Origin of the sequence: Streptococcus sp. 3613 (genome assembly GCF_013277375.1) — a bacterium.
GTDB classification, from domain to species: domain Bacteria; phylum Bacillota; class Bacilli; order Lactobacillales; family Streptococcaceae; genus Streptococcus; species Streptococcus pseudopneumoniae.
Genome location: NZ_VMMV01000069.1, coordinates 1 through 12,943, shown reverse-complemented (window position 1 = coordinate 12,943; position 12,943 = coordinate 1). Strand labels below are relative to the sequence as shown.

24 protein-coding genes are annotated in these 12,943 nt (G+C 40.1%); 2 read left to right on the top strand and 22 right to left on the bottom strand.

Annotated features, from left to right (window positions below; translation table 11 throughout):
- Window positions 1–64 precede the first annotated feature (64 nt).
- The 22 genes from secY to rpsJ form a co-directional block, all read right to left on the bottom strand.
- Entirely contained in the window at window positions 65–1,375 is a 1,311-nt protein-coding gene (secY, locus tag HT708_RS08440; RefSeq protein ID WP_000465393.1) for a preprotein translocase subunit SecY, read from the bottom strand.
- A gap of 12 nt (window positions 1,376–1,387) precedes the next feature.
- Entirely contained in the window at window positions 1,388–1,828 is a 441-nt protein-coding gene (rplO, locus tag HT708_RS08435; protein ID WP_000766086.1) for a 50S ribosomal protein L15, read from the bottom strand.
- Window positions 1,829–1,972: 144 nt separating this feature from the next.
- Window positions 1,973–2,155, bottom strand: coding sequence for a 50S ribosomal protein L30 (gene rpmD, locus HT708_RS08430; RefSeq protein WP_000057241.1), 183 nt, complete (start codon window positions 2,153–2,155; stop codon window positions 1,973–1,975).
- Window positions 2,156–2,168: 13 nt separating this feature from the next.
- Window positions 2,169–2,663: a 30S ribosomal protein S5 gene (rpsE, locus tag HT708_RS08425; RefSeq protein WP_000874202.1), complete on the bottom strand. Its 495-nt coding sequence runs from the start codon at window positions 2,661–2,663 to the stop codon at window positions 2,169–2,171.
- Window positions 2,664–2,680: 17 nt separating this feature from the next.
- Complete coding sequence (rplR, locus tag HT708_RS08420; RefSeq protein ID WP_000624044.1) at window positions 2,681–3,037, bottom strand: 50S ribosomal protein L18; 357 nt, start codon at window positions 3,035–3,037, stop codon at window positions 2,681–2,683.
- Window positions 3,038–3,120: 83 nt separating this feature from the next.
- Window positions 3,121–3,657, bottom strand: coding sequence for a 50S ribosomal protein L6 (rplF, locus tag HT708_RS08415; RefSeq protein WP_000086622.1), 537 nt, complete (start codon window positions 3,655–3,657; stop codon window positions 3,121–3,123).
- A gap of 187 nt (window positions 3,658–3,844) precedes the next feature.
- Window positions 3,845–4,243, bottom strand: a complete 399-nt coding sequence (rpsH, locus tag HT708_RS08410; RefSeq protein WP_000245503.1) for a 30S ribosomal protein S8 — start codon at window positions 4,241–4,243, stop codon at window positions 3,845–3,847.
- Window positions 4,244–4,528: 285 nt separating this feature from the next.
- Window positions 4,529–4,798, bottom strand: coding sequence for a 30S ribosomal protein S14 (rpsN, locus tag HT708_RS08405; RefSeq protein ID WP_001085703.1), 270 nt, complete (start codon window positions 4,796–4,798; stop codon window positions 4,529–4,531).
- A 17-nt stretch (window positions 4,799–4,815) separates the two neighbouring features.
- Complete coding sequence (gene rplE, locus HT708_RS08400) at window positions 4,816–5,358, bottom strand: 50S ribosomal protein L5 (protein ID WP_000013542.1); 543 nt, start codon at window positions 5,356–5,358, stop codon at window positions 4,816–4,818.
- A 23-nt stretch (window positions 5,359–5,381) separates the two neighbouring features.
- Complete coding sequence (gene rplX / locus HT708_RS08395) at window positions 5,382–5,687, bottom strand: 50S ribosomal protein L24 (RefSeq protein WP_000497691.1); 306 nt, start codon at window positions 5,685–5,687, stop codon at window positions 5,382–5,384.
- Between the two features lie 182 nt (window positions 5,688–5,869).
- Window positions 5,870–6,238, bottom strand: a complete 369-nt coding sequence (gene rplN, locus HT708_RS08390; protein ID WP_000616545.1) for a 50S ribosomal protein L14 — start codon at window positions 6,236–6,238, stop codon at window positions 5,870–5,872.
- A 25-nt stretch (window positions 6,239–6,263) separates the two neighbouring features.
- Window positions 6,264–6,524 carry a 30S ribosomal protein S17 gene (rpsQ, locus tag HT708_RS08385; protein ID WP_000440801.1) on the bottom strand — a complete coding sequence of 87 codons (261 nt, stop codon included), beginning with the start codon at window positions 6,522–6,524 and terminating at the stop codon, window positions 6,264–6,266.
- A 24-nt stretch (window positions 6,525–6,548) separates the two neighbouring features.
- The gene (rpmC, locus tag HT708_RS08380) at window positions 6,549–6,755 is read right to left on the bottom strand and encodes a 50S ribosomal protein L29 (RefSeq protein WP_000772918.1); all 207 of its coding nucleotides are present in this window, start codon (window positions 6,753–6,755) and stop codon (window positions 6,549–6,551) included.
- A gap of 9 nt (window positions 6,756–6,764) precedes the next feature.
- Window positions 6,765–7,178, bottom strand: coding sequence for a 50S ribosomal protein L16 (gene rplP, locus HT708_RS08375; protein ID WP_000960946.1), 414 nt, complete (start codon window positions 7,176–7,178; stop codon window positions 6,765–6,767).
- 3 nt (window positions 7,179–7,181) lie between these two features.
- The gene (rpsC, locus tag HT708_RS08370; RefSeq protein ID WP_000529936.1) at window positions 7,182–7,835 is read right to left on the bottom strand and encodes a 30S ribosomal protein S3; all 654 of its coding nucleotides are present in this window, start codon (window positions 7,833–7,835) and stop codon (window positions 7,182–7,184) included.
- A 12-nt stretch (window positions 7,836–7,847) separates the two neighbouring features.
- A complete protein-coding gene (rplV, locus tag HT708_RS08365) occupies window positions 7,848–8,192 on the bottom strand; it encodes a 50S ribosomal protein L22 (protein ID WP_000818137.1) in 345 nt (114 codons plus the stop codon).
- A gap of 11 nt (window positions 8,193–8,203) precedes the next feature.
- Window positions 8,204–8,485: a 30S ribosomal protein S19 gene (gene rpsS / locus HT708_RS08360; protein ID WP_000533766.1), complete on the bottom strand. Its 282-nt coding sequence runs from the start codon at window positions 8,483–8,485 to the stop codon at window positions 8,204–8,206.
- A gap of 103 nt (window positions 8,486–8,588) precedes the next feature.
- Window positions 8,589–9,422, bottom strand: coding sequence for a 50S ribosomal protein L2 (gene rplB / locus HT708_RS08355; protein WP_000512910.1), 834 nt, complete (start codon window positions 9,420–9,422; stop codon window positions 8,589–8,591).
- Window positions 9,423–9,439: 17 nt separating this feature from the next.
- A complete protein-coding gene (locus HT708_RS08350) occupies window positions 9,440–9,736 on the bottom strand; it encodes a 50S ribosomal protein L23 (protein ID WP_001055347.1) in 297 nt (98 codons plus the stop codon).
- On the bottom strand, window positions 9,736–10,359 hold the full coding sequence (gene rplD / locus HT708_RS08345) for a 50S ribosomal protein L4 (RefSeq protein ID WP_172926262.1): 624 nt from the start codon (window positions 10,357–10,359) through the stop codon (window positions 9,736–9,738). Before rplD ends, HT708_RS08350 begins: the two co-directional genes overlap by 1 nt.
- Window positions 10,360–10,383: 24 nt before the next feature.
- Window positions 10,384–11,010 (bottom strand): 50S ribosomal protein L3, encoded by a 627-nt coding sequence (gene rplC, locus HT708_RS08340; RefSeq protein WP_000160197.1) that lies wholly within the window; start codon window positions 11,008–11,010, stop codon window positions 10,384–10,386.
- A gap of 216 nt (window positions 11,011–11,226) precedes the next feature.
- Window positions 11,227–11,535, bottom strand: a complete 309-nt coding sequence (gene rpsJ / locus HT708_RS08335; protein WP_172926261.1) for a 30S ribosomal protein S10 — start codon at window positions 11,533–11,535, stop codon at window positions 11,227–11,229.
- A gap of 520 nt (window positions 11,536–12,055) precedes the next feature.
- On the opposite strand from rpsJ, the gene HT708_RS08330 reads away from it, so the two are divergent.
- Window positions 12,056–12,496 (top strand): hypothetical protein, encoded by a 441-nt coding sequence (locus HT708_RS08330; protein ID WP_050222809.1) that lies wholly within the window; start codon window positions 12,056–12,058, stop codon window positions 12,494–12,496.
- A 32-nt stretch (window positions 12,497–12,528) separates the two neighbouring features.
- Window positions 12,529–12,867, top strand: a complete 339-nt coding sequence (locus tag HT708_RS08325; protein WP_050222808.1) for a hypothetical protein — start codon at window positions 12,529–12,531, stop codon at window positions 12,865–12,867.
- Window positions 12,868–12,943 lie beyond the last annotated feature (76 nt).

Here is a 12,943-nt window from a genome sequence, read left to right as displayed (position 1 = left end):
TTGAGGTTGCAGATAAAGCTGACGTGGTTTGAATTTGATTTTCGAAGAGTATCAGTAAATACTTTTATTCTGTTCTGTCCATGAAACCAACATACTTACGTTTCAATAGGTAACCCTCCAATTGCTTGATTCCTTCGATACCTGTAGAGATAATGATCAAGAGACTTGTTCCACCAAAGGCAACAACATCAGAAAGACCAAATACATCTTTAGCTGCAATCGGTAAAATGGAAATCACACCAAGGAAGAGGGAACCAACCGTTGCAAGACGACGAAGAAGTTTAGACATATATTCTTCTGTACCTTTACCAGGACGAACTCCATGGATATAGGCACCGCTCTTTTGTAGGTTCTCTGCCGCTTTTTCAGGATTAATCTGTACAAACGTATAGAAGAATGTAAAGAGAATAATCAACAAAGCATACATGGCAATACCAGTTGGAGAAGTGGTTGCCAACATCTCTTGTGCTACCCTTACCCAAGCCCAATCATGACCTGTGGCGCTCAAAAACTGAAGAATCGCCGCAGGCGCTGCAGTAATGGAACTGGCAAAGATAACAGGGATAACTCCAGCAGGGTTTACCTTCAATGGAAGGTAAGAGCTAGATGGAGCACCTTGTGCAACCTTAGTATATTGGATTGGAATTTTGTATTCTGCTTGTTGAACATAAGTTGTAAAGTAAATGATCAACAATACAGTAATAATCAAAATGATTACGAAAATGATAGATGAAGTGATCCGGCTACTTGGGACGTTCACAAAGTAGTCCACATAGATGCCCTGAATCATCTCTGGAATTGAGGCAACAATCCCGGCAAAGATAATCATAGAAACACCATTTCCGTATCCCTTATCTGTAATTTGCTCTCCCAACCAAGTGACAATCATACTACCAGCTGTTAAGATGATACCAATCGTCAGAAAAACTTGGGGAGTTAAAGCAGTTTTAATCAATTGAGCTCCAGCCAAGGTATTAAAACCAGCTGTAATCCCGATAGATTGCACAAAGGCTAGACCAAGGGCAATATAACGAGTAGCTTGGTTCAATTTTCTTCGACCTACTTCCCCTTGTTTTCCCCACTCTACAAATTTCGGTAAAATATCCATTTGTAAGAGTTGGACAACGATAGAAGCAGTAATATAGGGACTAACTCCTAGGGCAAAAATCGAAAAGTTTTTTAGGGCATTCCCCGACACCAAGCTCAACATGTTTAAGAAGGATAATCCACTTAAAGCATTCAAGCTATTGGCATTCACACCAGGAACTGTAATGCTAGTTCCGATACGAAAGACCAAAACGATAAAAATTGTAAATAAAATTTTTGATCGAACCTGCTTGACTTTAAGAGCTTCTCTTAATAATTTAAAAAACATAGGTCACCTCTCTTAGATGACTTCTACTGAACCACCTTTAGCAGTGATAGCTTCTTCAGCTGATTTAGAGAATTTAGCTGCTTTCACAGTCAATTTCTTAATCAACTCACCGTTACCAAGAATTTTAATACCTGACTTTTCAGCTTTAACAATTCCTGCTTCGATAAGAACAACTGGAGTTACTTCAGCACCATCTTCAAAGACGTTCAATTGGTCAAGGTTCACAATTGCGTATTCTTTAGCGTTGATGTTAGTGAATCCACGTTTTGGAAGACGACGGAACAATGGAGTTTGTCCACCTTCAAAACCAAGGCGAACTCCGCCACCGCTACGAGCTTTTTGACCTTTTTGACCACGACCAGATGTTTTACCGTTACCTGATGAAGTACCACGACCAACGCGGTTACGTACTTTACGAGAACCTTCTGCAGGTTTCAATTCATGAAGTTTCATTTTTATTTTCTCCTCTTTTGTAAAATGCTAGCGCCGATAAGGGAGAAAAGGTTGTCTCCCCCATCAACTCGCCTATACGACGTCATCATAGATGACTATATCTAGTTTTAGGGGATGGTATAGTGCACATCCCCTAAAAATTCATTAGTTTACTTCTTCAACTGTTACCAAGTGAGATACTGCAGTGATCATACCACGGATAGCAGCGTTATCTTCTTTAATAACAGAGCTGTTCAATTTGCCAAGTCCAAGTGCTACAACAGTTTTACGTTGTGATGGAATGCGTCCGATTGGAGACTTAGTCAAAGTAATTTTAATTTGAGCCATTTTATCCCCTTTCTTATGCCAAATCAGAAACTGAAATACCACGAAGGGCAGCAACTTCTTCAGCGCGTTTCAATTGTTTCAAACCTTCAACAGTTGCACGAACAATGTTGATTGGAGTGTTAGAACCAAGTGATTTAGATGTAATATCTGCCACACCTGCCAATTCCACAACGGCACGAACTGCACCACCAGCGGCAACTCCAGAACCTTCTACAGCAGGTTTCAACAATACTTTAGCTCCACCGAATTCTGAAAGAACTTCGTGTGGGATTGTTGTTCCAACCATAGGAACTTCGATCAAGTTTTTCTTAGCATCATCTACTGCTTTACGGATTGCTTCTGGAACTTCTTGAGCTTTACCAGTACCAAATCCTACGCGACCGTTGTGGTCACCAACAACAACAAGAGCTGCGAAACGAAGACGACGTCCACCTTTAACAACTTTTGTAACACGATTGACAGCAACTACGCGTTCTTCTAATTCAACTGCATTGTCTTTAAATGCCATTTTCTAGTGTCCTCCTATTAGAATTTCAATCCGTTTTCACGAGCTGCATCAGCCAAAGCTTTCACACGTCCGTGATATAGATATCCACCGCGGTCGAACACCACTTCTGAAATACCTTTAGCGTTTGCACGTTCTGCAACGAGTTTACCGACAGCAACAGCTTGTTCAGTTTTAGTTCCTTTTGAAACTTCTTTATCAAGAGTTGAAGCACTTGCGAGCGTTACACCCGCTACGTCATCAATCACTTGAGCGTAGATGCCTGTATTAGAACGGAATACGTTCAAACGTGGGCGATCAGCAGTTCCAGAGAGTTTTCCGCGAACGCGACGGTGGCGTTTTTGGCGGAGTTTGTTTTTATCTGGTTTTGAAATCACAGTTTTCACCTCTTTAGTTTTAAATCGTGTGCCATGCACAAAGTTGGAAAATAGGTTGGTGGTTGAGAATCAACCACTCAACATTATTTACCTGTTTTACCTTCTTTACGGCGAACGAATTCACCAACGTAACGGATACCTTTACCTTTATATGGTTCTGGTGAACGAAGGCTACGTACGTAAGCAGCTGTTTGACCAACTACTTCTTTTGAAATTCCGCTAACAACGATTGTTGTTGGGTTTGGAAGTTCAAAAGTAATTCCTTCTGGAGCTTCAACTTCGTCTGGATGAGATTTACCAACAGCCAAAACAAGTTTAGATCCTTGAAGTTGTGCACGGTAACCAACCCCGCGCATTTCAAGTTCTTTCTTGAATCCTTCTGATACACCAACAACCATGTTGTTCAAAAGGGCACGAGTAGTTCCGTGGATAGTTTTCATTTCTTTTGAATCGTTTGGACGGTGAAGAGTTACTTCAGTACCTTCCACACGGATTTCAATATCTTTTGAGAACTCACGAGTAAGTTCTCCTTTAGGTCCTTTTACAGTTACAAGGTTGTCATTGTTAGTGATTTCAACACCAGCAGGCAACACGATAACTTTATTACCAATACGTGACATGTTTATTTTCTCCTGTTAAATTGTCAGGCCAGAACGGCCAGTTTTCACGGGGCTAAATCGATTTCTCGATTTAAAGGAACATTTAGGTTTCAATTTCAAAGTGAATCTAGGCATCGTCTCGCAGGCATAACTTTGGGTTAGGCAAGAGACGATAACGAAGAGTCACAAAGAAATTGGGAGCTAAATATTACCAAACGTAAGCGATAACCTCACCACCAACATTCTTTTGGCGTGCTTCTTTATCAGTAAGCAAACCTTCAGAAGTTGAAAGGATAGCAATTCCAAGTCCGTTAAGAACTTTTGGAAGGTCTTCACGTTTTTTGTAGACACGAAGTCCTGGTTTAGAAATACGTTTCAAGTTAGTGATAACTTTTTCACCGTTTGGTCCGTATTTAAGAAATACACGGATGATGCCTTGTTTGTCATCTTCGATGATTTCAACGTTTTTTACAAAACCTTCGCGTTTAAGGATTTCAGCAATCCCTTTTTTGATGTTTGATGCAGGTACTTCAAGTACTTCGTGTTTAGCTTGGTTAGCGTTACGAATACGAGTTAGGAAGTCTGCGATTGGGTCAGTCATAACCATTTTGTTTTTCTCCTCTTACTAGTAGTTTGCAAGTTGCACTTGCTAGTTAATACATGATACAAAGAGCGTAACAGCAAGAGCAAAAATAGGCAATTTGATGCAGGAGCGATGCTCCAAAGAAAATTGGTCTTTTTTTGCCAAAGCCGTAGCTCGTGTTCAAATTGGCTAGCCCAACTGAACCCGGGCTAAACTCTGTGTGAAAAAGATAAACTTTCCTAGAAACCTCAGTTTCTTCGTCAAGTTTCCTATTTTCACTTAGAGTTTTGACGCCCTTGATATCTTAAATTACCAAGATGCTTTTGTTACACCAGGAATTTGACCTTTATGCGCAAGTTCGCGAAAAGCGATACGACTCAGACCAAATTTGCGGTAAACTGAATGTGGGCGCCCCGTAACTCTACAACGATTATGTAAACGAGTCGGTGAGGCGTTGCGAGGTAATTTAGATAAACCTTCATAGTCCCCTGCTGCCTTTAATGCAGCACGTTTTTCAGCATAACGGTCAACAATTTTTTGGCGTTTAGCCTCTCTAGCTACCATTGATTTTTTAGCCATTAGATTTACCTCCTATATTATTTTGCAAAAGGCATTCCAAGGCCTGTAAGCAATGCACGTGACTCTTCGTCAGTGTTAGCAGTTGTTACGATAACAATGTCAAGACCACGAGTTTTGTCAACGTCATCGAAGTTGATTTCTGGGAAAATCAATTGTTCTTTCACACCAAGTGTATAGTTTCCGCGTCCATCAAATGATTTTGTTGGAACACCGTGGAAGTCACGTACACGTGGAAGTGAAACTGAAACCAATTTATCCAAGAATTCGTACATCCGTTCACCACGAAGGGTAACTTTTGCACCGATCGCAACACCTTCACGAAGACGGAAGCCGGCGATTGATTTTTTAGCTTTAGTGATAAGTGGTTTTTGACCTGAGATAAGTGCCAATTCTTCAGCAGCTTTTTCAAGGCTTTTAGCGTTTGATACAGCTTCACCAACACCCATGTTCAAAACGATCTTATCTACTTTAGGCACAGCCATCACTGATGAGTAGTTGAATTGTTCTGTCAAAGCAGGAACTACTTCATTAAGATATTTTTCTTTTAAACGATTTGCCATTATACTTCTCCTTTCCTTCGTGATTAATCAAGCACTTCGCCTGATTTTTTGTTGTAGCGAACTTTTTTACCGTCTACAAATTTGTAACCAACACGACCAGCTACACCATTTTTGTCCAAAACTTGAACGTTTGATACATGGATAGCTGCTTCTTTCTCGATGATACCACCTTGAGGAAGCTCGTTAGTTGGACGTTGGTGTTTCTTAACGATGTTAACACCTTCAACGATAACTTTGTTTACTTTTGGAAGGGCAGTAAGGACAACAGCTTCTGTTCCCTTATCTTTACCAGCGATTACGCGAACTTTGTCGCCTTTTTTTACAAACATTAGGTTTCTCCTTGATTTTTCTTACGCCCATAAGGGCACCCTAACTTGAAGCTAGGGGACTAGTTTGTTTGTTTTTGCTCTTCGAAAATCAAAGCAATCCTTCGTCAGTTTCAACTCACCTAACTTAAGTTATGCTTTCGTTTTACTTCCTAGACTTGTTTTAATTTTCTTTGAGCAACCAATTAAAGTACTTCTGGAGCAAGTGACACGATCTTCATGAAGCCACCTTCACGCAATTCACGTGCAACTGGGCCAAAGATACGTGTTCCGCGAGGAGTTTTGTCTTCACGGATGATAACTGCTGCGTTTTCGTCAAATTTGATGTATGAACCATCAGCACGACGAGCACCTGATTTAGTACGAACGATAACTGCTTTAACAACGTCACCTTTTTTAACCGCACCACCAGGAGTAGCTTGTTTTACAGATGCCACGATAACATCACCGATGTTTGCAAATTTACGTCCTGAACCACCAAGAACTTTGATAGTCAAGATTTCGCGAGCACCGCTGTTGTCTGCGACTTTCAAACGAGTTTCTGTTTGAATCATTTCAGTTTTCTCCTTTCAGGTTTGATTAGATGATGACCGCTTCTTCAACAACTTCTACAAGACGGAAACGTTTTGTAGCTGAAAGCGGGCGAGTTTCCATGATACGTACGATATCGCCTTCTTTGGCAACATTGTTTTCATCATGAGCTTTATATTTTTTAGAGTAGTTAATACGTTTACCATAGACTGGGTGGTTACGTTTTGTTTCAACTACAACTGTGATTGTCTTGTCCATTTTGTCAGATACAACACGTCCAACAAGAACTTTACGATTATTGCGTTCCATTGAAATTTCTCCTTCCCTAGTCTATTATTTCGCTTCAGATTGAACTGTTTTGATACGAGCGATTTGTTTTTTAACTTCTTTCAAGCGAGCTGTTTGTTCCAATTGACCAGTAGCAGCTTGGAAACGAAGTTCAAACAATTCTTTTTTCAATTCGTTTTCGCGCTTCGCGAGTTCTTCTTGAGAAAGACCACGAAGTTCTTTAACAAATTCTTTTACTTCATTAAGTTTCATGCCTTCTCCTTATTCTGCTTCACGTTTTACGAATTTACATTTAACTGGCAATTTGTGGCTAGCAAGTCGAAGCGCTTCACGTGCAATCTCTTCAGATACACCAGCGATTTCGAACATCACTTTACCACGTTTAACTGGTGCTACCCAACCTTCAGGTGCCCCTTTACCAGATCCCATACGCACACCGATAGCTTTAGCAGTGTATGATTTGTGTGGGAAGATTTTAATCCAAACTTTACCACCACGTTTCATGTAACGAGTCATGGCGATACGAGCAGCTTCGATTTGGCGGTTAGTAATCCAGTGGCTAGTTGTAGCTTGAAGACCGTATTCACCGAATGCTACTTCTTTTCCACCTTTTGCTTCACCGCGCATTTTTCCACGGAACTCACGACGGTGTTTAACACGTTTAGGTACTAACATTGGTTATTTACCTCCTTTAGTGTTTTTACGAGCTGGAAGAACTTCACCACGGTAGATCCATACTTTAACACCAAGTTTACCGTATGTAGTATCTGCTTCTTCCCAAGCGTAATCGATATCTGCACGAAGTGTGTGAAGCGGAACAGTTCCTTCAGAGTATCCTTCAGCACGGGCGATATCTGCACCGTTCAAACGACCTGATACTTGAGTTTTGATTCCTTTAGCTCCAGCACGCATTGCACGTTGGATTGCTTGTTTTTGTGCACGACGGAAAGCAACACGTTGCTCCAATTGACGAGCAATTCCTTCACCTACAAGGTGAGCATCCAAATCAGGTTGTTTGATTTCGATGATGTTGATGTGTACTTGTTTTCCAGTCAATTTGTTAAGTTTTGCACGGAGTGCATCAACGTTAGCACCACCTTTACCGATAACCATACCTGGTTTAGCAGTGTGAAGTGAAACGTTAACTTTGTTTACTGCGCGTTCGATTTCAATAGTTGAAACTGCTGCGTCAGCAAGTTCTTTTTGAACGAATTTACGGATTGCAAGATCTTCATGAAGGTAATCCGCGTATTCTTTTTCAGCATACCATTTGGCATCCCAATCACGGATGATGCCGACACGCATACCAATTGGATGTACTTTTTGACCCACGATTTTACCTCCTTATTTTTCTGCAACAGCTACAGTGATGTGAGCTGTACGTTTGTTGATTGGTGAAGCTGAACCTTTCGCACGTGGACGGAAACGTTTCATAGTTGGTCCTTCGTTTGCGAATGCTTCAGATACTACCAAATTAGCTTTATCCAAACCAAAGTTGTTTTCAGCGTTAGCTACAGCTGAGTTCAAAACTTTCAAGATGATTTCAGCAGCTTTGTTTGGAGTGAATGTCAAGATTGCGATTGCATCGGCTACGCTTTTACCACGGATGTTATCAAGAACAAGACGTGATTTACGAGGTGAAACACGTACTGTACGAGCCATTGCTTTAGCTGAAGTAATTTCTGCCATTTATGTTCTCCTTATTTTCTACGTGTTTTCTTGTCGTCTGCAGCGTGACCTTTGTAAGTACGAGTTGGTGCAAATTCACCAAGTTTGTGACCTACCATGTCTTCTTGGATGTAAACAGGTACGTGTTTACGTCCGTCATAAACTGCAATAGTGTAACCAATGAAACTTGGGAAGATCGTTGAACGACGTGACCAAGTTTTAATAACTTTTTTCTTTTCGTCGTTAGCTTGAGCTTCAACTTTTTTCATCAAATGCTCATCGACGAAAGGTCCTTTTTTAAGACTGCGTCCCATTTTTATATTTTCTCCTTTAAATGTTGTACCACAGCGGCTTGCGCTCACATGGAGCGCTACCGAGCTGGCGGATTTACTAGTTGCTTAAGCGACTAGTTTAATATTATTTCTCGTTGCGACGACGAACGATAAGTTTGTCAGATTTCGCTTTCTTATTACGAGTTTTAAGACCAAGAGCAGGTTTGCCCCATGGAGTAGATGGTGCTTTACGACCAACTGGTGCTTTACCTTCACCACCACCGTGTGGGTGATCGTTAGGGTTCATTACAGAACCACGAACTGTTGGGCGGATACCTTTCCAACGGCTACGTCCCGCTTTACCAAGGTTTACAAGTCCGTGTTGTTCGTTTCCGACAACACCAACTGTAGCACGGCAAGTTCCAAGAATCATACGAACTTCACCTGATTGAAGACGAACAAGAACGTATTTACCTTCTTGACCCAATACTTGAGCAGATGCTCCAGCAGCACGTACCAATTCACCACCACGACCTGGTTTCAATTCGATGTTGTGGATCAAAGTACCAACTGGGATGTTAGCAAGTGGAAGAGCGTTTCCGACTTTGATATCTGCTTCTGGACCTGAAACGATACGTTGACCTACTTCAAGACCTTTTGGAGCGATGATGTATGCTTTCACACCGTCAGTGTAGTGTACAAGAGCGATGTTTGCAGAACGGTTTGGATCGTACTCGATTGTTTTAACAACCGCTTCAACGTTGTCTTTGTTACGTTTGAAGTCAACCAAACGGTAGAAACGTTTGTGTCCACCACCTTGGTGACGAACAGTGATACGACCGTTGTTGTTACGACCAGCCTTGCTCTTCAATGCAACAAGCAATGATTTTTCAGGAGTGCTTGTTGTGATTTCAGCGAAATCCAAAGAAGTCATATTACGGCGACCGTTTGTTGTTGGTTTATAAACACGAATTCCCACGATATTTCCTCCTTAGATTATTCAGCTTCAGCAGCAAACAACTCGATTGCTTTTGAATCAGCTGTAAGTGTGATGATAGCTTTTTTAGTTTTGTTAGTAAAACCAGTGTAACGTCCAACACGTTTAGCTTTTGGTTTTACGTTGATTGTGTTAACATTAGCAACTTTAACACCTTCGAAAGCAGCTTCAACAGCTTGCTTGATCAAAAGTTTGTGTGCACGAGTGTCAACTTCAAATACATATTTTCCTGCTTCAAGTTGAGCCATTGAGCTTTCAGTGATGACAGGTTTTTTGATAACATCATACAAATTCATTATGCAAGAACCTCCTCGATTTTAGAGATAGCTGCTTGAGTAACAAGAAGTTTGTCACTATTTGCGATGTCAAGAACACTTGCAGTTGTAGCAGTCGCAACTTTCACGTTTGGAAGGTTACGAGCTGAAAGAGCTGCGAATTCGTTTCCTTCTCCAAGAATAACAAGGACTTTAGAATCGATGCTCAAAGCTGCAAGAACTTTTGCAAATTCAGCAGTTTTTGGAGCTGTAAATTCAAGAGAATCAACGGCTACAAATTTATTTTCAGCAACTTTTTCTGAGTAAACAGATTTAAGCGCAAGGCGACGAACTTTTTGAGGAAGTTTGTACGCATAGCTACGTGGAGTTGGTCCGAAGACGATTCCACCACCACGCCATTGTGGAGAGCGGATAGAACCTTGACGAGCACGTCCAGTTCCTTTTTGACGCCATGGTTTGCGTCCGCCACCTGAAACAGCTGAGCGGTTTTTAACTGCGTGAGTTCCTTGACGAAGGCTAGCACGTTGGCTGATGATCACATCAAACACAACAGATTGGTTTGGTTCGATACCAAAGATTGCATCGTTAAGAACAACTTCGCCAGCTTGTTTACCAGTTTGGTCGAATAATGTTACATTTGCCATTTTGACTGTATTCCCCTTTCCTTATTATTTACCAGCTTTAACTGCTGACTTGATAGTGATAAGAGATTTCTTAGCACCTGGTACGTTACCTTTGATAAGGATAACGTTCTTTTCTGGAACAACTTGTACAACTTCAAGGTTTTGAATTGTTACGCGGTCACCACCCATACGTCCTGCAAGGTTTTTACCTTTGAATACGCGGTTAGGTGCAACAGGCCCCATAGAACCTGGACGACGGTGGTAACGAGAACCGTGAGCCATTGGTCCACGTGATTGTCCGTGGCGTTTGATAACACCTTGGAAACCTTTACCTTTAGAAGTACCAGTTACGTCAACAACGTCTCCAGCTGCGAATGTTTCAACTGTGATTTCAGCACCAACTTCCAAGCCTTCAACGTTTTTGAATTCACGAATGAAGCGCTTAGGAGCCGTGTTAGCTTTCGCTACATGTCCTTTAGCAGGTTTGTTGCTCAATACTTCGCGTTTGTCATCGAAACCAACTTGGATAGCGTTGTATCCGTCTGTTTCAACAGTTTTAACTTGAAGAACAACGTTTGGAGTTGCTTCAATAACTGTTACAGGGATCAATTCGCCAGCTTCAGTGAAGATTTGAGTCATTCCCACTTTTTTCCCTAAGATTCCTTTTGTCATGAGAAAATAGTTCCTTTTCTATATTTTTTATTCAAAAAGTTTTTAACGAGCGTTTTTTATGCTCAGGTCTAAGATACAAAGGGCGTCAAACTCAAAGTGAAAATAGGAAACTGACGCAGTGTCTAGCAGACACTAGGAAGTTTATCTTTTTCACACCGAGTTTAGCCCGTGTTCAATTAGATTGAAACACCAGCCTCTGCTCTTTTATATTTTAGATTAAAGTTTAATTTCTACGTTTACACCACTTGGAAGATCCAATTTCATCAAAGCATCAACTGTTTTTTGAGTTGGGTTAACGATATCGACCAAACGTTTGTGTGTACGCATTTCAAATTGTTCGCGAGAGTCTTTGTATTTGTGAGTCGCACGAATAATTGTGTAGAGGCTACGTTCAGTTGGAAGTGGGATTGGACCCGCAACTTGTGCACCTGTACGAGTAGCTGATTCTACGATTTTTGCAGCCGCTGTGTCAAGCGTACGGTGTTCGTAAGCTTTCAAACGGATACGGATTTTTTTGTTTGCCATTTTTTTCTCCTTTTCGTCTATTTAAGATAATAGGCTAGCTCCACAAGAAAACCGACGCGGCGTTGCGTGGCAATACAACCGAGCGTGTCGCAACCTCTTGCATCAAAGCTAAAGCTATAATTTACAGCACCATAATAGAATAACACAAAGCCCCTGCGATTGCAAGGGATTTGTTAGGTTTTTTTCTTTTTTTTGGGATGAAATCGCTTTTGATAAAAAGTTTTACAAAAAATCAAGAAATAAAACAGCGAAAGCGTTGTCAAATTAAAAATAATAGAGTATAATAAGAGATGTAAATATAATTTAAAAAATAGGACAAACCAAAACAAAAACGGAGGGGGAGATGTTTTAAGAAAAAATTATTATACCTTCATTGAGAGGACTAATTTTAGTTCTCAAAAATATTGGTAGAATTTGTGGGAGTTTAGCAAGCTCTCGCCAATGAATGAAATTAGTTAAGATGTTGTAAATGGAACTATAAACTAGATTTTCTTCAATAAGATTGGAATGTGAGTAAGCTATGATTAGAAAAAAATTTTTATTAGCGATTATTGGGATTATTTTGCTATTTTTGGGGTATTGGGGCTGGAAAGTATATCAAGACAGTACAAGAGAAATTATTCCACTAGAGTCTTTACAAGTAACGGTAATAAAAACCGATAAAGATTATTCTATATCTGTTAAAGCAGATTTAGATAATTTTGAACAACTCTCAAATTATCAAGCAATACAAATAAGTAATGATGTCTATTTATATTTTATGAAAACGAAGGCAATTTTTAAAAAAAATACAGTAGATGCAGATTTATCAAATATCTTGGTTGGCAATATAAACCAAGCCATCAACAACATATATGTCGTTAGTGGCAATGATATTATCGTTAAATTTAATGATAGTAAGTATAATCACATCAATGTTTTGAAGTATACTGATAGAAAATTGTTGCTTCGTTTAAATTAAAAAGCGCATTACTTAATAAGAAAGGAAAAAATATGTTAAGAAAATTTAAATCATTAATATTTCTGTCTCTTGCTTCACTATCTCTTATTTCTGGGACTGCTGCATTCGCCGCACAAGGTTCATGGTTTTCTAATTTCCAATTTGACGTAAACGGTGTTTCAGGAGTAGGGACCTCTAATTCTTTTAATGAGGTAGGTCACTTTACTTTTAGAGTAATCCGAGCAGATGGTTCTTGGATTGGCTATAGTAATCACACAATAGGGCCTAATCAATCAGCTTCTAATAGTTACTGGGGGCAACCTGCTTTAGATAGACAGGGGCAAGTTATTATAAACAATAGATATTGGCATACACCTTGGTTTAATTCATAAAAACTTTATGTGTCTGAATATTAGTACTTTTGGCTAATGTCTAACCCTTCAAAATAGCAAAAATAAAAGTTGAGTT